The 20,554-nt window shown below is 65.6% G+C and carries 18 protein-coding genes; 6 read left to right on the top strand and 12 right to left on the bottom strand.

Annotation, left to right across the window (positions count from 1 at the left end):
- Positions 1 to 5: 5 nt before the first annotated feature.
- Complete coding sequence (locus AC3QL3_RS06450; protein WP_492897554.1) at positions 6 to 1,823, bottom strand: DUF1800 domain-containing protein; 1,818 nt, start codon at positions 1,821 to 1,823, stop codon at positions 6 to 8.
- A 97-nt stretch (positions 1,824 to 1,920) separates the two neighbouring features.
- The gene (locus AC3QL3_RS06445; RefSeq protein ID WP_492897553.1) at positions 1,921 to 2,310 is read right to left on the bottom strand and encodes an MGMT family protein; all 390 of its coding nucleotides are present in this window, start codon (positions 2,308 to 2,310) and stop codon (positions 1,921 to 1,923) included.
- A gap of 170 nt (positions 2,311 to 2,480) precedes the next feature.
- Here AC3QL3_RS06445 and AC3QL3_RS06440 point away from each other — a divergent pair, with 170 nt between their 5' ends.
- Positions 2,481 to 2,885 (top strand): hypothetical protein, encoded by a 405-nt coding sequence (locus AC3QL3_RS06440; protein WP_492897552.1) that lies wholly within the window; start codon positions 2,481 to 2,483, stop codon positions 2,883 to 2,885.
- 75 nt (positions 2,886 to 2,960) lie between these two features.
- Here the strand turns inward: AC3QL3_RS06440 and AC3QL3_RS06435 are convergent, their stop codons facing one another.
- From AC3QL3_RS06435 to AC3QL3_RS06425, 3 genes are all read right to left on the bottom strand, one after another.
- A complete protein-coding gene (locus tag AC3QL3_RS06435) occupies positions 2,961 to 4,199 on the bottom strand; it encodes a hypothetical protein (protein WP_492897551.1) in 1,239 nt (412 codons plus the stop codon).
- 386 nt (positions 4,200 to 4,585) lie between these two features.
- Positions 4,586 to 5,719 (bottom strand): inorganic phosphate transporter, encoded by a 1,134-nt coding sequence (locus AC3QL3_RS06430; RefSeq protein ID WP_492897550.1) that lies wholly within the window; start codon positions 5,717 to 5,719, stop codon positions 4,586 to 4,588.
- 22 nt (positions 5,720 to 5,741) lie between these two features.
- Positions 5,742 to 6,371 carry a DUF47 domain-containing protein gene (locus AC3QL3_RS06425; RefSeq protein WP_492897549.1) on the bottom strand — a complete coding sequence of 210 codons (630 nt, stop codon included), beginning with the start codon at positions 6,369 to 6,371 and terminating at the stop codon, positions 5,742 to 5,744.
- A gap of 195 nt (positions 6,372 to 6,566) precedes the next feature.
- Between AC3QL3_RS06425 and AC3QL3_RS06420 the strand changes: the two genes are divergently transcribed.
- Positions 6,567 to 7,862, top strand: coding sequence for a hemolysin family protein (locus tag AC3QL3_RS06420; RefSeq protein WP_492897548.1), 1,296 nt, complete (start codon positions 6,567 to 6,569; stop codon positions 7,860 to 7,862).
- A gap of 24 nt (positions 7,863 to 7,886) precedes the next feature.
- Here the strand turns inward: AC3QL3_RS06420 and AC3QL3_RS06415 are convergent, their stop codons facing one another.
- Positions 7,887 to 8,675, bottom strand: a complete 789-nt coding sequence (locus AC3QL3_RS06415; protein ID WP_492897547.1) for an RNA methyltransferase — start codon at positions 8,673 to 8,675, stop codon at positions 7,887 to 7,889.
- Between the two features lie 135 nt (positions 8,676 to 8,810).
- Here AC3QL3_RS06415 and AC3QL3_RS06410 point away from each other — a divergent pair, with 135 nt between their 5' ends.
- Entirely contained in the window at positions 8,811 to 9,614 is an 804-nt protein-coding gene (locus AC3QL3_RS06410; RefSeq protein ID WP_492897546.1) for an inositol monophosphatase family protein, read from the top strand.
- Here AC3QL3_RS06410 and AC3QL3_RS06405 read toward each other — a convergent pair.
- The 4 genes from AC3QL3_RS06405 to AC3QL3_RS06390 form a co-directional block, all read right to left on the bottom strand.
- A complete protein-coding gene (locus AC3QL3_RS06405) occupies positions 9,513 to 11,201 on the bottom strand; it encodes a sulfatase family protein (RefSeq protein WP_492897545.1) in 1,689 nt (562 codons plus the stop codon). The genes AC3QL3_RS06410 and AC3QL3_RS06405 overlap by 102 nt on opposite strands.
- Before the next feature lie 228 nt (positions 11,202 to 11,429).
- On the bottom strand, positions 11,430 to 12,683 hold the full coding sequence (locus AC3QL3_RS06400) for an OmpA family protein (RefSeq protein ID WP_492897544.1): 1,254 nt from the start codon (positions 12,681 to 12,683) through the stop codon (positions 11,430 to 11,432).
- Between the two features lie 140 nt (positions 12,684 to 12,823).
- Positions 12,824 to 14,272 carry a bifunctional 2-methylcitrate dehydratase/aconitate hydratase gene (locus tag AC3QL3_RS06395; RefSeq protein WP_492897543.1) on the bottom strand — a complete coding sequence of 483 codons (1,449 nt, stop codon included), beginning with the start codon at positions 14,270 to 14,272 and terminating at the stop codon, positions 12,824 to 12,826.
- On the bottom strand, positions 14,269 to 15,255 hold the full coding sequence (locus AC3QL3_RS06390) for a LysR family transcriptional regulator (protein ID WP_492897542.1): 987 nt from the start codon (positions 15,253 to 15,255) through the stop codon (positions 14,269 to 14,271). Before AC3QL3_RS06390 ends, AC3QL3_RS06395 begins: the two co-directional genes overlap by 4 nt.
- 102 nt (positions 15,256 to 15,357) lie before the next feature.
- Between AC3QL3_RS06390 and AC3QL3_RS06385 the strand changes: the two genes are divergently transcribed.
- Genes AC3QL3_RS06385 through AC3QL3_RS06375 form a run of 3 tightly spaced genes read left to right on the top strand, consistent with a single transcriptional unit; the run spans position 15,358 to position 18,663 of the window.
- Positions 15,358 to 16,575 carry an MFS transporter gene (locus tag AC3QL3_RS06385; RefSeq protein ID WP_492897541.1) on the top strand — a complete coding sequence of 406 codons (1,218 nt, stop codon included), beginning with the start codon at positions 15,358 to 15,360 and terminating at the stop codon, positions 16,573 to 16,575.
- 20 nt (positions 16,576 to 16,595) lie between these two features.
- Positions 16,596 to 17,630, top strand: coding sequence for an aldo/keto reductase (locus AC3QL3_RS06380; RefSeq protein ID WP_492897540.1), 1,035 nt, complete (start codon positions 16,596 to 16,598; stop codon positions 17,628 to 17,630).
- Between the two features lie 16 nt (positions 17,631 to 17,646).
- Positions 17,647 to 18,663 (top strand): zinc-binding alcohol dehydrogenase family protein, encoded by a 1,017-nt coding sequence (locus AC3QL3_RS06375; RefSeq protein WP_492897539.1) that lies wholly within the window; start codon positions 17,647 to 17,649, stop codon positions 18,661 to 18,663.
- 9 nt (positions 18,664 to 18,672) lie between these two features.
- On the opposite strand, the gene prpF is transcribed toward AC3QL3_RS06375, so the two are convergent.
- Positions 18,673 to 19,869 (bottom strand): 2-methylaconitate cis-trans isomerase PrpF, encoded by a 1,197-nt coding sequence (gene prpF / locus AC3QL3_RS06370; protein ID WP_492897538.1) that lies wholly within the window; start codon positions 19,867 to 19,869, stop codon positions 18,673 to 18,675.
- 84 nt (positions 19,870 to 19,953) lie between these two features.
- On the bottom strand, positions 19,954 to 20,541 hold the full coding sequence (locus tag AC3QL3_RS06365) for a 2'-5' RNA ligase family protein (protein WP_492897537.1): 588 nt from the start codon (positions 20,539 to 20,541) through the stop codon (positions 19,954 to 19,956).
- Between the last annotated feature and the right edge of the window lie 13 nt (positions 20,542 to 20,554).

The raw sequence follows: 20,554 nt of genomic DNA, 5'->3' as shown, positions 1-20,554 counted from the left end.
TCGGCTCACTTCTGGATCGAGTATTCGGGCGAATTGAAGATCAGATACAACGCGTGCTGCACGCGCGTGCGGCCGAGCGGATGATCGGCGCTGTTTTCTTCGATCGCGTTCAAGCGCCGGATCAGCACGTCGCGCATGAACGGCGACATCTGCCCGGCCATCAGCAGGGTGTTGTACTGATCGACCAGTTGCGCCGGATCGCTCGCGGCGAGCGCTGCGTCTTGATCGAGATTCATCTGCAAGGTGGCCGGGTCCGCAGCGCCCCAGCAGCGATCGTTGTTGGTGAAGAAGCAGAAGATCTGGTGGTACAGATTGTTCGGCGTCGCCACCACCATGGTGTCGCTGAGGATCTGGAATTCCGGCGCGTACAGATCGCGCGTCAACGGCTCGCCCGGCGGCTTGTAGTCGGGGCGGAAGAAATTGAAGACGCTGGGCGAACGCAGCGGCGCTTGTCCGTACCAGTCCTCGATCCACGGCCAGGTGTTCAGATTGCCGAGTCGCCCGCTGTGCGAGCGCGCGTTGAACGCACGCCACAGATGCGTCGCTTTCAACAACGGCTCGCGCAGCTTGCCGAAGGTGTCGGGCCGCTGCCACTGGCCGTAGCGTGCTTCGGGATCGAGCAGGATCGCGCGCACCACCGCGCCGAGATTGCCGCGCACGTGCTGCGCGCTGCCGTCGTCGGCGAATACTTGCGCGACACGCTGCACGTAGGCCGGCGTCGGATTGCTGGTGACCAGGCGCTGGATCAAGCGTGTCGCGACGAACGGGCCGACGTTGGGATGATGGAAGATGTTGTCGAGCGCCGCGTCGAGCTCCAGCTGCGCGTCCGGAATGCCGTGCAATACGCCGCCGCCGAGCGCGACGCCGGGGTAGACCAGGAGCTGCTTGGTCGAACTGCCGTCGTGATAAGCCTCGACCGGCTGCATCGGCAGGCGCCAGTTCGGTGCATCGGTATTGCCGGCGCCGCAATAGAGATAGCTGTCCGCATCGCAGCAGCTGTCGGTTTCGTTGCAGCCGGTGTTGTTCCAGTTCCAGCCGGTGAAGACCGCGGCGAAGCCGCGCACGGTGGTCTGGTCGTAGGTCGGAATCGGCTGTCCGCCCGACAACTTCGGCGTGCCGTCGGGATTGAGCTGCACCAGACCGACTGAGAACAGCTGCAGGATTTCGCGCGCGTAGTTCTCGTCCGGGTGGATGTTCAGTTCCTCATCCGCTTTCCGGTTCTGGATCGAACTGAGGAAAATGCCCATTCCCGGATGCTTGGTCACGTCCTCGAGTAGAACGCGGTAGTTCGCGAATGCATCGGTCGCGAGCATGTCGTAGTAGCTCGCCAGCGTCCAAGGCGCCGAATTGAGCGTACCGTTGCTGTTGGAGACGACGAAGATCTCGCTCAGTGCGAAAGCGACGCGCTGGCGTAGCTGATCGGTCGGGATCGCGCCGCTGCGGCTCGGATCGGGCGTGCCGGCGGAATTGATCGCCCAAATCTCCACGCGCGTGTTGTCGTAGAGGTATTCGTCCGGAAAGGTCCTGGCGACCCAATCGAGATATTGCGCCTGGGTCGCCGTCGGAGCCGCGAACTGCTCGGCCAGCCAGCCCTCGTAGCCGACCAAGCGCAGATGCGCGATGTCGTCCGGACTCGCGCCGAAACTGGCCTGAGCGAGGAAGCGCGCGGCGTCCGCGTCGTTGTCCGGGCCGCTGGCCGTGCTTTCGAAACCGCCGCGGAAGCCGGCGTCGGGCCGGTGACTCAAGGTTTGCGCCGCGGCCGGCAAGGCCACAGCACTCACCAGCGCCGCCATCAAAGGCAGGCGCCTAAACCAAGACGGCATCACGTTCGTCTCCACAAATAGACAATGCCCCATTGCGCGCGGAATCTAGCGCGATTCGTGCGCCGCGAATATGACGCAACGCGCACTCGGAAGCGGATCAGCGTTTGCGCGGCGCGGCGCGTTTCTTTGCCGGCGGTGGCGGCGGCGGTCCCCACAGCAGGCTGTCGAGGTTGCGCTCCCAGCCGTGCGCGACGAGATCCACACGCCCGTTCTTGACCAGCACGCCTTCCGCGGCGAGACGCCGCACCTGCTCGCGGAAGGCACGGCTGCCGGGCGGAAACGCGATGCGGCCGTCCGAACGCAGTACGCGATACCACGGCACCACACCCGCTGGCGTTTCGCCGAGCACACGCCCGACCAGGCGCGCGCGTCGCGGTAGACCGGCGCGCGCGGCGATCTCGCCGTAGCTGGCGACGCGCCCCGCAGGAATCGCCGCGATCGCGCGCAGGATGGCCTTGTGTTCGGAAGCGGGTTCGTCTGACTTCATCGGCGCGGCACGCTAGCATAAACGGCGGCCGGATTCGGCCGCGGGAAGTGCCCCGTCCGGCCGCTCCGGGAGCGATCGGCGCAGCCGGCATCCGGATGCGCGGCAGGCGATACGACCGGCGATCCGTGGCAAGATGTCCGGCTTTGCAGTCTTCAAAGGAAGCCACCGCCATGCAGAGTTTCGAACAGATCCGCTCCCATGTCGGCGCCCGCCACACGCTGCGCACGAACGACCCGTATCTGATCAGCTTCGATCTGACCCTCGACCACGATCGCCACCAAGGCGTCTATCTGGCCGAGATGGACGACGAGGACGGTGAGAAGTACCTGCGCATTTCGACACCGATCGGCCCGTTTACCGGCATGGACGGCCTGCGCTGCCTGCGTTTCAACTGGGAGCAGCGCACCGGCTACCTCGCGGTCAGCGATCTGGAAGGTTCGCCCTACCTGCAACTGTGCGAGAACCGCCCGTACGCCTTGCTGACCGAAGCCGAACTCGATCGCGTGGTGGCTGAACTGGGTGGACTCGGCGACCGCCTCGAGCAGGCGATTTCCAGCGGCGGCGATTCGTTCTGAGCCGACGGCCTCGATCGCCGCGATCGACTCGGGTCCGGCGCAAGCCGGCAGGCTCCCTCTGCGGCCTGCCGCTCCTCAGCGAACCTCGAAGCCATTGGAGAAGACAGAATCCGGCGGCGAAAGGCCGAGCGCGCCGTCGAAGCCGATGTCTTGCACATTGATCCAGGACGGCTCGCCTTTGAGGTCGGAGTTCGCCCACGCATAAGCTGCGAATCCGCTGCGGCTGCGGGCGCCGACCAGGAACGTGGCGAAACCGTCTTTCCTAATGTCGACCGCTTGGCTCGGCCAGACATAGTCGCCGCCCGCATCGAGGCGAGCCACCGTGACCCGGTGATCGAAGACAGCAGGGTCTCCAGTCAGCCAGCTCGCCAGCATGCCGTTGCCCGGCAGTACCAAGGCGCCGACTTCCGGAACCTCGCGATCGAAATCAAGGCCGGGGATGGGGGCTATCAGCGTTTTGCCGGCCTCGCCCCAGACACGATTCCCCGACGCGTCGATGCGTTGTGCGAAGACGCCGTTCACGCCGTTGCCCCCCTCCTGCGAAGCGACGCTCTGCGGCCAAACCGCATAAATGCTCCCGTCGCCAACATCGAAGGCCGCGGCGGAATTGCCTCGACTCATTCCGTCTGCCTGCGCCGCGGACGCGGCCGCACCGTCGGTTCCCAGCAATGGGCGGCCATCGCCGTCCAGATGCTGCACGCGAACGAAGTAGGGACCGTTGCCCGGTCCGCCCATACCGACCATATCCGCCCAAAACACCGCGCCGCCGCGGCCGTCCGCGACGAGCGAAGATCCGTTGGCTACGCGCCCCTGTCCGAAGACGCGAACCGGAACGCCGCCGTTCCACAGGCCCGCGCCGTTCTTGCCGGCCAGCTTCTGCGCGACCGGCATGTTCTTGGAAGGCGAAGGCGGGTCGGCCGGCATTCGCCACAACGCGATCACGCTGCCGTTGTCCGCCGGCTGCAAGCCCTCGATATAACCGTTCGAACCGATCAGCACGCCACTGGGCGCCCATTGCGCGACGCCGTCCGCGTTGAATTTCTGCACGCGCGCATCGCTGCCTTCGGTCCAGGCGACGACGATGCCGCCGTCGCTGGCGACCGCGACGCGGGGCCGATCTTCGCTGTGGATTTTCGCCAAGATCGCGACGGTGAGGCCGTCCGCGCCCCAGGCCGCGGTTCCGTCGGGGCGGATCTTGTGCAGGGCGACACGCAATCGGGCTGGCGGGTCCGCGTCACAAACGAAGGCGAGATAGACGTTGTCGACGGCGTCGACCGCGATGAAGTGACGCGGCTCCGTCTCGGCCGGCGTCAAGTCGCCGATGCGAATGCCGCCAGGCGCCCACAGCGCGTGGCCGCCCGCATCGAGCCGCTGCAAACCAACGTCGATGTTCGGCGGTCGGACGTACCAGCTCACATAGAAGCCGCCATCGGACGTCGGCGCCAACGACGGCTCCACGATCAAGACTCCGACATCGGAGACGACCAGATTCGCGGTTGGATCGGCCGACCATTGGGCCAAGACCGAGCGGCTGAAAACGACCGCGGCGATGAGGATCGCGCGAGCAAATCCCGCGCTAACTGGATACGTCATGGCGGCTCCCCCTGAAGCGAGCCGCGACTATAGTCCCGCAAGATTTCCGTCTCAAACCTGCCGCGACGATTGCGATGCAGGTCAGACGGTCGGCGCGTTCGGCCGGATCAATCCGCCCAGCCGAGCGAGCGCGCGCCGCGCACGAGCAGCCAAGCCAAGGTGCCCGTGACCGGCAGGGTCAAGATCCAGGCCCAGATCATGCGCTCGACCACGGTCCAGCGGATCGCATTGGCGCGCTTGGCCACGCCGACGCCGAGAATCGCGGCCGAGATGTTGTGCGTGGTCGACACTGGGATGCCGAAATGCGAAGCCGTGAGGATTACGCTGGCCGATGCGGTTTCCGCCGCGAAGCCGTTGATCGGATGCAGCTTGACCATCTTGTGGCCGAGCGTCTTGATGATGCGCCAGCCACCGGCGGCGGTGCCGGCCGCCATCACGATCGCGCACAGCAGCTTGATCCACAGCGCGATCTCGAACGGCTTGGAAGCGCTGTCCTCGACGCGGAGGAACGCCAGCCATGACGGCAATCCGTCGAAGCTGCCGGCCGCCGTCGCGCCGGCCAACGCCAAAGCGATGATGCCCATCGTCTTCTGCGCATCGTTGAGCCCGTGCGACAAGCCCATCGCGCTGGCCGACACCAGCTGCGCCTTGCCGAAGAACTGGTTGGCGAAGCGAGTGCGGCCGAACCGCTGCAGCGGACCGCTGCGGCTGCCGAGGAAATCCATCAGCGAAAACAATAGCCCCATCAGCAATAGGCCCAACACGAAGCCGGCCACCGGCGAGGTCACCATCGGCACGATCACCTTCGGCACGATGCCTTTCTCGCCCCACCAATGAGTGCCGCCCTGGGCCCAGATGATCGCGTCCCAGTTGCCGTGCGAGGCAGCCAGCGCAGCGCCGCAGAGGCCGCCGACCAGAGCGTGCGACGAGCTCGACGGCAACCCCCACCACCAAGTGATCAGGTTCCAGATCACACCGCCGAGCAGCGCGCAGATCAGGACGACGGGGGTGACCGCCACCAGATTGGTGTCGATCAGGCCCGAAGCGATCGTCTTCGCCACCGCCGTGCCGGCGAGCGCGCCGAGCAGGTTCATGAACGCGGCCAGCAGCACCGCTTGGCCGGGGCTCAACACCTTGGTCGCGACCACGGTCGCGATCGAATTGGCGGTGTCGTGGAAGCCGTTGATGTATTCGAACACCAACGCGATCACGACGACCGCAAGGACGAGCGTCAGCTCCATACCCGATCCTCGTCCGCAGCCGTCAGGAGTTCTTCAGCACGATCTGGTACACGACATTGCCGGCGTCGCGGCAACGGTCGATCGCTTTTTCGAGCAATTCGAACAAGTCCTTCAGCAGCAGGATGCGAATCGGATCGTGGCGCCCGTCGTAGAGATCGCGGTACAGCTCCAGCAGCAACCGATCCGCCTCGTTCTCGATCGCCTGCAAGCGATCGTTGAGCGCCTTCATCGTTTCGAGGTTCATGCCCTTGCGCAGCTGCGCGACCATCTGCGCGATCACCTCGCCCGCTCTCTCGAGCAGGATGCCGCGCGCGCCGAAGTCGACGTCGCCGAGGCGGCCGGCCGCGAGCGCGTAGCGCTCGGCGAATTTCGCGATCGCCTTGGTGATCTTGTTCAGCGCGGCCGACAGCGCCTCGATGTCTTCGCGTTCGAGCGCGGTGACGAAGGTGTTGACCAGCTCCTGGCTGATCTGCGCGGAGAGGTCCTTCTCGCGCCGCCGTGCCAGCATGAATTCGTCCAGCGACGGTACCGCCGGGCGCGCCTGCAGCATGCGCACCAGCGCCGCGGCCGATTCGCGCGCCGCATCCGCGCTCGCTTCCAGGAGTCCGTAGAACTTGTCGCCCTTGCCGAAAATCGTCTGCAACGAGAACATGGATGCGCCTGTCGTCGACTTCGCAGCGAGCCTGCTGCCGGAGCTGCGCGACGGCAGCGGATTGTTGCAATTATGTTACCGAACCGGCCACGCGGGGAAGCGTGCCGCGACGAGTTGCTACACTGCGGCCGATAGCGCGGCGAGGAGGCCGGAAGCGGCGAATACCCTGCACGGCGCGGGGAACGTCGGAATGGAATGCTGATCGAACTCGTACTCGTCGTCGTACTCGCCCTGTTCAACGGCTTCTTCGCGCTCGGCGAAATGGCGTTGATGACCGCGCGCCTGAGCCGCCTCAAGCAGCTCGCCCAGAACAGCCGGCGCGCCCGCCTGGCGCTCGAACTGGTGCAGGAGCCGGAGCGCTTCCTCGCCACCGTGCAGGTCTTCATTACGTTCCTGCAGATCAGCGCCGGCGCCGCGCTCGGCGCCGACATCGGCGAGCGCATCGCGGTCAGCTTCGATGCGCTGGATGTGCCCTGGCTCGACCACTACAGCACAGCCATCGGTGTCGCCGTCAGCGTCACCGGCATCACCTTCCTGAACATGCTGCTGGGCGAGCTGGTGCCCAAACGCATCGCGCTGGTCGATCCGGAACGGTTCGCCATCGCCGTAGCCGCGCCGATGCGCGTGATGGCCTGGCTGGCCAAACCGTTCGCGTTCGTGCTGATCTGGGCGACGCGCCTGTTGCTGCGCCTGCTCAGGTTCAACCAGGCTAGTCGCGATCAGGTCAGCGAAGAGGAAATCCGCCTGCTGGTCGCCGAAGGCGCCGACCAGGGCGTGATCGATTCCGACGAGCGCAATATGGTCAATCGCGTGCTGCGGCTGGGCGATCGCACGGTCGACAGCGTGATGACGCCGCGCACCCGCATCGCCTGGCTCGACGCCGCCGCGCCCATCGAGGAAAACCTCGCCGTGATGCGCGAGACACCCTATTCGCGCTACCCGGTGCACCGCGGCGGCGAACAGGAAATTCTCGGCGTGCTCGAGGTCAAGCGCGCGATCGGCCGCGTCGCCGGCGCGGTGCCGGACGATCTGTTCGGCACGCTGAGCGAGCCCTTGTACGTACCCGAGACCGCGCGTGCGCTCGACCTCCTCGAAGAATTCCGCGACGCCGAGACGCCGCTCGCGCTGGTGGTCGACGAGTACGGCGAAATCGAAGGGCTGGTCACGCTAAACGATCTGCTCGCCGCCGTGGTCGGCCGCACCGCGACGCCGTTCACCGAAACGCACGCGCATCCGATCGTGCAGCGCGAGGACGGCAGCTGGCTGGTCGACGGCAGCGTCGGCACCGACGATCTGCGCGAGCTGTTGGGCTTGAGCGAACTGCCGCACGAGCAGGAGCACGATTTCCGCACCGCCGCCGGCCTGGTCATGGCTCAGTTCGGGCGCATTCCGCAGCCGGGCGAGCACTTCAACGCGAACGGCTTCCGCTTCGAGGTGGTCGATCTCGACGGCAAGCGCATCGACAAACTGCTGATCGCGCGCTTGTCCTGAACTCGGCGGACAGCGTCGGTGCAGCTACGACGCCGTGTCCGAGGAAGCGCGCGGCTCGCCGTGCGCCAGTTTCGCCATACGCTCGGTGTCGGCCAGGATGCCGTGCAATACGCGCAGCTCGCGCAGATCCGGCTGCGCGCGCAGGAACAAGCGGCGCAGACGCTGCAGAATCGTGCGCGGCGAGCGCCCCTTGTGGAACTGGATTTCTTCCAATGTGCGCGCCAGGTGGTCGAAGAAATGCTCCATATCGGCGCTGCTGGCGGGCGGATCGGTGCGCGCCGGATCGTGCGCGGTCGCGCCTTGCAGCCATGCCATGCGCAACTCGTACGCGACGACTTGAACGGCCTGCGCGAGATTGAGCGAGGAATAGGTGGGATCGCTCGGTATCGCGATCGCCGCGTGGCAGAGCTTGATCTCGTCGTTGTCGAGCCCGCTGCGCTCGTTGCCGAACAGCACAGCGACTTCCTGACCCAGCGCAACGGCGGCGAGCATGCGGCGCGCGGCCTCGGGCGGGCTCAATTCCTCCAGCAGCACGCCGCGCCGGCGTGCGGTGGCGCCCAGTACCAGCCGGCAGTCGCCGATCGCCGCCGGCAGGTCGGTGCTGACCACGGCGGCCTCGAGCACATCCTCGGCGCCGGCAGCGAAGGCATTGGCTTCCGCATGCGGGAAGGTCTGCGGCGCGACCAGAGCCAGACGCTTGAGGCCCATCGTGCGGATCGCACGCGCGGCGGCGCCGATGTTGCCCGGATGCGAAGTGCGCACGAGCACGAAACGCAGTCGTGCCAGCGCGTCGGCGGAAATGGATGGGGTCATGCGGGCGAGGGCCTCCTTCTCGATCGGCCGCGACGATAGCGCAGTCGCCGGTTTGGTGGGGGGAAGCCGATCTGCTACCCTGCGCGCCCGCGCGGGCATCAGCGCCGCGCTTTGTTCTTTTTCAGCGGAACCAGCATGCCCAGACCCGCCGTCAACGTGGCGGTGCGCGCCGCGCGCGCCGCCGGCCAGATCATCCTGCGCTACATGAATCGCCTGGACAGTCTCGACGTGATCGAGAAGCAGCGCCACGACTACGTATCGGAAGTCGATCGGCTGGCGGAAGCGGAAATCCTGCGCGAACTCAAGCGCGCCTTCCCGCGCGATGCGTTCCTAGCCGAAGAATCGGGCAAGAGCGGCAATTCACGCAATGTCTGGGTCATCGATCCGCTCGATGGCACGCGCAACTATCTGCGCGGCTTTCCGCATTTTTCGGTGTCGATCGGTCTGCTCGAGAACGGTGAGCCGACGCTCGGCGTGGTCTACGATCCGCTGCGCGACGAGCTGTTCACCGCGGACCGCGGCAATGGCGCCTATTTGAACGATCGGCGTATCCGCGTCGGCAAGCGCGACGGCATCGCCGGTGCCCTGCTCGCCACCGGCTTTCCGTATCGCCAGCGCCGGCATCTGGAAGCGCAACTCGGCATGACGCGCGCGCTGCTCGCCGAGGCGGAAGATCTGCGTCGCACCGGCTCGGCCGCGCTCGATATCGCCTACGTCGCGGCAGGCCGCTTCGACGGCTTTTTCGAAATCGGCCTGAACTCGTGGGACATGGCCGCCGGCTGCGTGCTGGTGCGCGAGGCCGGCGGTCGCTATTGCGATTTCGTCGGTCGCGACGGTCTACCGGAGAGCGGGCATCTGATCGTCGGCAACGTCGCGGTGGCCGGCGCGATGGTCAAAACGATCGCGCCGGAACTGACGCCGCCGCTCACTTTGCGGTGAGTGCGTCCACTGTGCCGAGGCGCCGTCCTCGAAGCCGCTGAAAAACAGATGCTCGACCTCGCGCTCGGTCGTAGCACACGACGCGTAGCCTGGCCGCCCGCAATCACGCAATGCGGCCAGCGATGCGCGCAACGCCGCCTCTTCCGCTGCTTCGTTAGCGCCTGACGGGCGACTTGCGATCTGATACGGATCGGCCGCCAGATCGTAGTGTTCGACGCCGTAACTGATTCCCGCCTGCCGCCAGTCGATCCAAGTACGCCCTGCCCCGCCGCTGATTTCATTCGCCGCCGTGCGCAGCGCGAAGAAGTCCGCGTAGTCGACCGGTGCGCCGGCGAAATCGCGGTAGTGCTCGATCAGGAAGCGCCGGCGCCAATCGACTGGATGGTCCGCTGCGATCGGCAGCAGCAGACTGCGGCCGTCGAGCGGAAGGCCCGGCGTGGCGCGCCCGAATGCGAGCAAGGTCGCCGCCAGATCGTTGTTCAGCGCGGTCGCCGAGCGCATCTGGCCCGGCGGGATACCCGGACCGCGCATCCACAGTGGCACGCGAATCGACTCCTCGTAGGCGAACACCTTGCCCCAGGTGCGGTGCTCGCCGTACAGCCAGCCGTTGTCCGAGGTGAAGATCAGCACGGTGTCGTCCCACGCACCGGTCGCGATCAAGCGCTGCCGAAGCAGGCCGAGCAAATCGTCAACCGCGCGCAGTGCTTCGATGCGATGACGCAGGAAACGGCTCATCGAATCCACATTGGCGTCGGTGAGCGGCGGATAGCGCGACTCGAACCAGGCGGGCTTGTCACCGACGTCGAGTTCGCCGAGCGATGGTTTCAGCGGATCGAGGCGCACCGTCGTGGGCAAAGAATCGGCGTAACGCGCCGGCGCGCGCACGTCCCAGGAAAAATTGTCGGCCGCCGGCAGGCAGAGCTCGTAATGCGGCGCCAACGGCGCAACGACGAGGAAAAACGGCTTGGCGATCTGAGCCGCCTCGTCGACGAAGGTCGCAGCGCGCTGCGCGAAGACGTCGGTCTGGTAGTCGCTGTTGGCGCCGCGATGGGTGACCCAGCTGCCGTTGTCGTTGATGGTGTAGTTGTACATGCAGTACGTGCCGGCGTAGCCGATGCCGGGCGTCTGGTCCAGCTCGCCGCGATCGAGCGTCCCTTGCCAGTCGTCCCACCCGGTCGGCACGTAGTGCGTGGACTCGCAAGTCGGGCAATTGCGCGGCGAGACGTAGCCGTAGCCGTTGAGATACTTCCCGATCAAGCCGGTGCGATAACCGGCCCGCTGCAGCCAGACGTTGACCGCCTCGCGATCGTCGAAGGCCGCGAACGAACCCTCGGGCGCGGTGATGTTGAGCACGCCGTGATTGTGCGGGTACTGCCCGGTCAGGAAGGTCGCGCGCGAAGGACAGCAAAGCGAATCGGTGACGAAGGATTGTTCGAACACCAGACCGCCGCGACCGAAGTCGGCCTCGAAGTTCGGCATCAGACCGAGTTCGCGCGCACGGCTGAGCGTGGCCTCGTCGAGATCGTCGAGCAGGATCACGACGAGGTTCGGCCGCGACTCGCCTTGCGCGAGCGCCGCAAGTGGCACGACTAAGACTAGCAGTGCCGCGAGCATCGATCCGAAGCGCTCGCGCCGCTCCCGCGGCGCCGCCGCGGCGATGTGCCGACGTGGAAGAAACCGTCCGAGCATTTCCCCTGCCCTTGATGCGGACTGCCGTTCAGCATATCCCGTCCGCTTCGAGGGCCGGTCGCCTCGGGCAAAAAAAAGCCCGGCTTGCGCCGGGCTTTTTCATTCACTTGTTACAGCAGACCGCGCTTACTGGTCGACCTTGATTTCGGTACGACGGTTACGCGCACGGCCTTCCTTGGTCGCGTTGGTGTCGATCGGCTGGCTTTCGCCGAAGCCCTTCACCGCAACGATGCGGCTGGAATCGATACCGTGCGAGGTCAGGTAGTCGGACACGATCTGCGCACGACGCTCGGACAGACCCTGGTTGTACTGGTCGGTACCGACGGAGTCGGTGTGGCCGTCCAGCTCGACCTTGATCTCCGGATAACGCTTCAGCGCGTCGATCGCCTGATCGAGGATCGCAACCGAGTCGGACGTCGGAACCTGCAGCGTCGGCTCGATCTTGTGCTCACCCTTCTTCGGACGGTCGAACTTGAAGTTGACGCCGCGCAGGTCGATGACGACCTTCTGCGGGCAACCGTCCGGACCGACGATGGTGCCGGCAGCCGTATCCGGGCAGCGGTCATCGCAGTTGTTCACGCCGTCCTTGTCGTCGTCCAGCGAGTGGCAGTCAGCAGCCGGCGGCGGGTTGGCCGGAGGCGGAGCGACGGCCGGGGCGACCGAGCCACCGAAGCTGTACACCAGACCGATGCTGGCGATACCGTCGGTGAAGCCGCTCTTGCGCTTGACGCGGTAGCCGAGCGATTCGGCCAGGTTGTTCATCGTGTTGTTGTCGTGGTCGTAGCGGGCGGCAATTTCACCGCGGATCGCGACGCGCTCGGACATGTTGTACTGGATACCGCCGCCGACGGTGGCGAACGGATCCCAACCATCGCTCTCGTAACCCGTTGCGCTGGTCAGCACGCCGGAGTAGGCCGAGTGACGCAGTGCACCGAGGCCGGCCATCACGTACGGACGCCATGCCGAACCCGGATCACCGAAGAACCAGCGGGCCGAAACGCCGAGACCGACGCTTTCCCACTGCTTGTCGCCACGATCCCAACCGGCCGGGATCTGACGGATGCGCCAGGAATCGTCCTCGAAGCTGGCGTTGTTGATGGTGTATTCGAAGTCGACGGCGAGATTGGGGTTGACCCATACGCCGACGCCGATGCCGCCCCAAACCGACGTATCGGTCTGACGGTCGCTGTCGGAGAAGTTCGCGCCAATGCGGGGAGCGATGTACCAGTTGCCAGAATCTTGCGCTTGAACGGTGGCGCTAGTACCACCGACGAGCGCCAGGGCGATGAGCGCACTTAGGGCTTTACGTTTCATCCAGAGTCTCCTCTCTACGTTTTTTTCTATCGATGCGTCCGCCCAACCCTTCGCAGGACGCTGCACCCTTTCTAGTCTACGCCGAAATGACGAAGAAGAAACGTGCGCTTAACACTTTATCACGGGTTCAGGGCCGGGGCGGATTCTAGCCGCATTGCTAAGGTTAAGCCACCCTTTTGTGAAGAAGGTGTTAAGGAAGGAGTCAGTCAAAGCGCGAACGCATTCACAAACTCGTGAATTGGCATCGCGTCCAGCCGTTTTGGGTCGGCGCTGAGGTCGACCAGCCGCCTTACACGCTCGGCCGGCAAATGACCCGCCAGCGCCGATTCGAACTTGCGCTGCAACATCGGAATCCCCTCGGCGCGGCGCCGTCGGTGGCCTAAGGGGTAGTCGATCACCACTTTTTCGGTCGCGCTGCCGTCTTCGAAGAAGACCTGCACCGAATTGCCGATGTAGCGCTTGGCCGGGTCGAAGTACTCTTCTGTGAAATGTGGATTTTCATGCACTTCGGTGCGCTCGCGCAGAGCATCGATGCGCGGATCGGCGGCTACCGCATCGCCGTAGTCGTCGGCGTTCAGACGGCCGAAGATCAGCGGCACGGCGACCATGTACTGGATGCAGTGGTCGCGATCGGCGTAATTCGCCAGCGGACCGGTCTTGTCGATGATGCGGCGGCCGGCCTGTTGCGTTTCGATCACGATTTTCGCGATCCGGTCGATACGCCCGGCGACCTGCGCATGCAGCCGCATGGCGCATTCGACCGCCGTCTGGCCGTGGAATTCGGCCGGATAACTGATCTTGAACAATACGTTTTCCATGACATAACTGCCGAACGAGCGTTCGAATTCGAACGGTTTGCCACCGAACGCCACGTCGTAGAAACCCCAGGTTTTGGCGCTCAAGGCGGACGGATAACCGATCTCGCCCTTGACCGCGTTCAGCGCGTGGATCACCGCGCGGCGGCAGGCGTCGCCGGCGGCCCAGCTCTTGCGCGGCCCGGTATTGGGCGCGTGCCGATAGGTGCGCAGGGCGCCGTTGTCGATCCACGAGTGCGAGATCGCGGCGACGATCTCGTCTTTGCCGCCGCCGAGCATCCGCGTAGCGACCGCCGTCGAAGCCAACCGCACCAGGATGACGTGATCGAGGCCGACCCGATTGAACGAATTCTTCAGCGCATAGCAGCCCTGGATCTCGTGCGCCTTGATCGCCAAGCCAAGCACGTCGCGCACGCTGAATGCGCGTCCGCCCTCAGCGGCCGTCTTGCGCGACAGATAGTCGGCGACGGCGAGGATGCTGCCCAAATTGTCCGACGGATGTCCCCATTCGGCCGCGAGCCAGGTGTCGTTGAAGTCGAGCCAGCGCACTTGCACGCCGATGTTGTAGGCCGCCTGCGCCGGATCGAGTTCCCAGGCGGTACCCGGAACGCGCGCACCGCCGGGCAGCACCGCGCCGGCGACCAGCGGACCCAGATGTTCGACACAGCCGGGAAATTTCATCGCCAGCATGGCGCAAGCCAACGAGTCGAGCAGCATGTGGCGGGCGGTTTCGAAGGCTTCCTCGGAAACGATTTCGTAGTCGACGACGTAGTCGGCGATGTCGACCATCGGCGTATCGGGCCGCGGCCGTGCCGCGGAGCGGCTGTCGTGCTCGGTCATTGAAGCTCCTTGTGAGACTTGAGCGATGCGCGCGCCGTACCACCTGCGCGGCGGCGCGGCGCAAGCGAATTTAGATCGCGCTCCCACGGCGGCACACCACCGAATCGCTCTTCCAGAAAATCGATGAAGGCACGCACGCGTAGCGGCACCAGGCGGCGCTGCGGCATCACCGCGTAGATGCCGGTTTCGGCGATGCGGCAATCCTCCAGCACCTGCTGCAAGCGCCCGCTGCGCAGGTCTTCGTACACGTGCCAAGTGGAATGCAAAGCGATGCCGAGACCGGCTAGCGCCGCGTCGCGCAGCACTTCGCCGTAGTTCGATTCGAAACGTCCGTTGACCCGCACCGACGTCTCCTGTCCCTCGCGATCGACGATGCGCCAGACGTCCTGCCGCCCCTGCGCGCCGGTGAGAATCAGGCAGTCGTGCTCGGCCAGGTCGAGCGGAGCCGTCGGCCGGCCGCGGTGATCGAGATAGGCGGGCGCGGCGCAGAGCACGCGCCGGTTGGCGGCGATCCGGCGCGCGACCAGGCGCGAATCGGCCAGTGCGCCGATGCGGATGGCGAGGTCGTAGCCGGCACTGACCAGGTCCTGCACGCGATCGTCGAGATCGACGCTGACGCGCACGCGCGGATGGCGGCGCAGAAATTCCGGCAAGAGCGGCGACAGGTATTGGCGACCGAACGAGGCCGACGTGGTCAGACGCAAGGTGCCGGATGCCTCGACGCCGCTCTGGCGCAGATCGGTCGCCAACGCCTCCAGGTCTTCGACCAGCGCCCGCCCCTGTTCGGCGAGGACCGCGCCTTCGGGCGTCGCGTGCAGGCGGCGCGTGGTCCGGTGCAGCAGGCGCACACCGAGCTGTTGCTCGAGCCTGCGCAGGCGCTGGCTGGCGACCGCGACGGACAGGTCGAGGCTGCGCGCTGCCGCGCTGATCGAACCGAGATCGAGCACACGCAGAAACAGGCTGATGTCGCCGATCCGGTCCATGATTCTCAATGAATCGTTGAAACTGATTGCCTATCCTGCCGGTTTTTCGTCAATCCGCAAGCGATCAGGCTACGCGCTTCCCTATCTCCACTGGCGCAGATCATGAATCCTGTCGCTTCCCGCTCCAAGACACCGCTCGCGCTGTACGCGCTCACCGCCGGCTCGTTCGGTATCGGCTGTGCCGAGTTCGTCATCATGGGCCTGCTGCTGCAGGTCGCCGGCGATCTGCACGTATCGATCGCCGCCGCCGGCATGCTGGTTTCGATCTATGCCTTCGGCGTCTTCGTCGGCGCCCCGCTTTTGACCATCGCGACGCGGCAGATGCCGCGCAAAGCCGTGCTGATCGCGCTGATGGCGATCTACACGATCGGCAATCTGCTCTGTGCGCTGGCACCGAACTACGAAATCCTGATGCTCGCGCGCGTCATCGCTTCGTTCACGCACGGCACGTTCTTCGGTGTCGGCGCGGTGGTGGCGACCGGCCTCGTCGCCGAAGACCGCAAGGCCTCGGCGATCTCGGTGATGTTCTCGGGACTGACCCTGGCGACCCTGCTCGGCATGCCCGCCGGCGCCTGGCTCGGCCTGCATTTCGGCTGGCGCTCGACGTTCTGGGCGATGGTTGCGATCGGCTTGATTTCGATGGCGGTGATCGCGCTGCTGGTGCCGCGCAGCCGCGAGGCGCACGCGCCGGCGCCGCTGCGTGAAGAGCTGCGCGGCGTCGCGCGGCCGCAGGTCTGGCTCGGCCTTGCGATGACCATGCTCGGCTTCGCCGGTGTGTTCCTGGTCATCGCCTACGTACAACCGCTGTTGGTCAATCTGGCCGGCTTCTCGGAGAGCGCGGTGTCGCCGATCCTGCTCTTGTTCGGCGGCGGCATGATCGTCGGCAACCTGCTCGGCGGGCGCCTGGCCGACCGCTGGCCGACACAGTCGCTGCTCGGCACACTGCTCGCCTTGGTGGTGGTGCTCGCCGCGATGCGCTTCGCGCTGCACAGCGTGATCGCGATGCCGATCTTCGTCGGCCTGCTCGGCGTCGCCGCCTTCGCCACCGTCTCGCCGCTGCAGCTGCGCGTATTGCGCAAAGCCGAAGGCGCCGGTCAGAACCTGGCTTCCAGCTTCAACATCGCCTTCTTCAATCTCGGCAACGCGTTCGGCGCCTGGCTGGGCGGCGTCGCGATCGAACACGGCCCCGGGCTGACTGCGCTGCCGCGGATCGCCGCACTGGTGACCCTATCCGGCCTCGCCATCGCCTTGATCGCGTTGCGCTTGGACAAGCAGGCCGCGACGATCGCACCGGCCGCCGTCGCCGCCGTGTGCCACTGACTCGATCGCTGGAGAACGCAATGGACTATCGCCAATTGGGTGCGTCGGGCCTCACGGTGCCGGCGCTGAGTTTCGGCACCGGCACATTCGGCGGCTCCGGCCCGCTGTTCGGCGCTTGGGGCAATACCGACGTCGCCGAAGCGCGGCGGCTGATCGATCTGTGCCTGGATGCCGGCGTCAACCTGTTCGACACCGCCGACGTGTACTCCAACGGCGCCTCGGAAGAGGTGCTCGGCGAGGCGCTGCGCGGTCGTCGCGACCGAGTGCTGATCTCGACCAAGACCGCCTTGCCGATGGGCGACGGTCCGCACGAAGCCGGCGCTTCGCGCACACGCCTGCTGCGCGTAGTCGACGCCGCCTTGCGCCGACTCAAGACCGACTACATCGACCTGTTGCAGCTGCACGCGTTCGACGCGCACACGCCGATCGAGGAAACGCTGTCCACGCTCGCCGACCTCGTGCGCGCCGGCAAGCTGCGCTACGTCGGCTGTTCCAACTTCGCCGGTTGGGAGCTGATGCGCTCGCTCGCTGTCGCCGAGAAACACGGCTATCCGCGCTACGTCGCGCATCAGGTCTACTACTCGCTGATAGGCCGCGACTACGAGTGGGAGCTGATGCCGCTGGCGCATCACGAAGGCGTCGGCGCTCTGGTCTGGAGCCCGCTCGGCTGGGGCCGTCTGACCGGCAAGATCCGGCGCGACAAGCCGCTGCCGGCGACCAGCCGCTTGCACGCCACCGCCGATTTCGGTCCGCCGGTCGACGAGCAGTCTTTGTATCGCGTCGTCGACGCGCTCGATGCGGTGGCGCAGGAAACCGGCAAGTCGATCGCGCAGATCGCGATCAACTGGCTGCTGCAGCGCCCCACCGTCAGCAGCGTGATCCTCGGCGCGCGCAACGAAGAACAGCTGCGCGACAATCTCGGCGCCGTCGGTTGGAGCTTGAACGCCGCGCAGATCGCGCAGCTCGACGCGGCCAGCGCCGTCGCCGCCCCGTATCCGTACTTTCCGTACCGCCGCCAAGCCGGCTTCGCGCGCCTCAATCCGCCGCTGGTTTGAACTTCTGGAGATGCCCATGAAAGCTGTTGGATTGACCCGCTACCTGCCGATTTCCGATTCCCAGTCCCTGCTCGACCTCGAGCTGCCCACGCCCACACCCGGCCCGCGCGATCTGCTCGTGCGCGTAGAAGCGGTCTCGGTGAATCCAGTCGACACCAAGGTGCGTGCGCCCAAAGCGCAAACCGAATCGCAGCCGAAAGTACTCGGCTACGACGCCGCCGGCGTCGTCGAGGCGGTCGGCCGCGAAGTCACGCGCTTCAAGCCCGGTGATGCGGTGTGGTACTCGGGCGACATCACGCGCCCCGGCAGCAATGCGCGGTTCCAGCTGGTCGACGAGCGCATCGTCGGCCGCAAGCCGGCCAGCCTGGACTACGCCCAAGCCGCAGCACTGCCGCTGACCACGTTGACCGCATGGGAGCTTCTGTTCGAACGCATCGGTCTCGACGCCGACGGCGCCGATCGCGGCAAATCCCTGCTCGTCATCGCCGGCGCCGGCGGAGTCGGTTCGATCGCGCTGCAGCTCGCGCATCGCGCCGGCCTGATCGCGATTGCGACCGCATCGCGCACGGAAACGATCGAGTGGTGCCGCACGATGGGCGCGCAGCACGTCGTCGACCATCGTCAGCCGCTCAAGCCGCAGCTCGAAGCGCTCGGCTTCGCGGCGGTCGACGTCGTCATCAATCTGGCCGATACCGATCGCTATTGGGACGAAATCGGCGAGCTGCTCGCGCCGCAAGGCCGCGTCGGCCTGATCGTCGAACCGCGCGGCGCGCTGAAGATCGGCGATCCGTACAAAGCCAAATGCATCGGCATCCATTGGGAAATGATGTTCGCGCGTGCGCGCTTCCAAACGCCGGACATGCAGCGTCAGGGAGAAATTCTCGATCGCGTCGCCGGCCTCGTCGACGCCGGCGAGCTGCGCACCACCGTGACCGAAACGCTGTCGCCGATCGATGCCGCCAACCTGCGCGCGGCGCACGCTCGGCTCGAATCGGGCAAGACGATCGGCAAGCTCGCGCTGAGCGGCTGGTAGAGCCCGGCCTCAGCGCGCGGCGAGTACGTCACCAGGAATCCGCACCGCGCCCTCCATCAACACGCGCGCGCTGCGGCTCATGATCGCCTTGGTCACGCTCCACGTGCCGTCGACGCGCTGCGCCTGCGCGCCGACGCGCAAGGTGCCGGACGGATGTCCGAAACGCACCGCTGCGCGCTCGCCGCCACCGGCGGCGAGGTTGACCAGCGTTCCCGGAATCGCCGCCGCGGTGCCGATCGCGACCGCGGCGGTGCCCATCATCGCGTGGTGCAGCTTGCCCATCGACAGCGCGCGCACGGCGAGATCGATCTCGCTCGCGCCGATCGCCTTGCCGCTGGAAGAAACGTAGTCGCGCGGCGGCGCCACATAGGCGACCTTCGGCGTGTGCTGGCGCGAGGCGGCTTCGGCGATATCTTTGATCAGCCCCATTTTCAACGCGCCGTGCGCACGGATCGTCTCGAACTTCGCCAGCGCCTGCGCATCGCCGTTGATCGCTTCCTGCAGCTCGGTCCCGCCGTAGCCGATGTCGGCGGCGTTCAAGAAGATCGTCGGGATGCCGGCGTTGATCAGCGTGGCCTTGAACGTGCCGATGCCGGGCACCTCGAGATCGTCGACCAGATTTCCGGTCGGAAACATCGCGCCGCCGTCTTCTCCTTCGTCGGCCGGATCGAGGAATTCGAGCTGGATCTCGGCTGCCGGGAAGGTCACGCCGTCGAGCTCGAAATCGCCGGTTTCCTGCACCTCGCCGTTGCTGATCGGCACGTGCGCGACGATGGTCTTGCCGATGTTCGCCTGCCAGATGCGTACGACGCAGACACCGTCGTGCGGAATGCGCGCCGCGTCGACGATTCCGTTCGCGATCGCGAACGGCCCGACCGCCGCGGAAAGATTGCCGCAGTTGCCGGACCAATCGACGAAGGGTTTGTCGATCGAGACTTGGCCGAACAGGTAGTCGACGTCGTGGTCGGGCCTGACGCTCTTGGACACGATCACCGTCTTGCTCGTGCTCGACGTCGCGCCGCCCATGCCGTCGATCTGCTTGGCGTACGGATCGGGGCTGCCGATCACGCGCAGCAGCAAGGCATCGCGCACGGCGCCTGGCGTCTGCGCCGCTTCGGGCAGGTCCTGCAGGCGGAAGAACACGCCTTTGCTGGTGCCGCCGCGCAGGTAGGTGGCGGGGATGCGGATTTGGGGGCTTTGCGTCATTTCGATATCCAACAATACGGGACGTTTTACGTTCAGTTACTGCACTGGCTTATCAATCGATGGCCGTTGTCGTTACGTTTCGGACTAGTGCGGGAAGAGCTCCATCGTCCCTTTTCTCAGATCCGGATTCGGCAAGAGGGGCCAAGCTCCGATCGTTTCGTAGTGATACGGATTGCCACCACCTTCGACCAACAGAAAAGTGTCTACCGTCCAGACGATCGGCTTGATCGGAATCGGTTTGGGCAGACGTTCAGCGGCATGATAGGAGATCGTTACATGCATGCTGTTGCCGGTTTCGTCAGGGACGTCTTCGGCGTCGAGTTCCTTCCGTATCGAATCCTGCAACACCTTCATCTCCGCGGGTTTCTTAGGTTCGTCCCGCTTTTTTCCGCGCAGGAACGCGTAGTGGATTACATCGGAACCAGTTCCGTTGGCGATTTGATCGAAGGTCAGCTCGAAGGCAAGAGCGCGCACGCGTTCCCCTGCACGTAGAAGCTTCGTACGAAGCTCCGAACTGAAGGAGTATCGGCTCGACAGCGACTGATGCCAGTTCTGCGGGGAAAACATTTGACCTCTAAGCCTCGCGCGCACGCCGCTCGTCTCAACAGCCGCCTGCATGGACGTCAAGACGTCCGGCCCCGGCTTTGCCATAAAGATCAAGCGATCGCCCATGGTCGCTCCGCTC

Source organism: Dokdonella sp. GW821-FHT11D02 (genome assembly GCF_058808595.1).
Note: the sequence above shows the minus strand (reverse complement) of the source record. Positions and strands in the feature narration are given on the sequence as shown.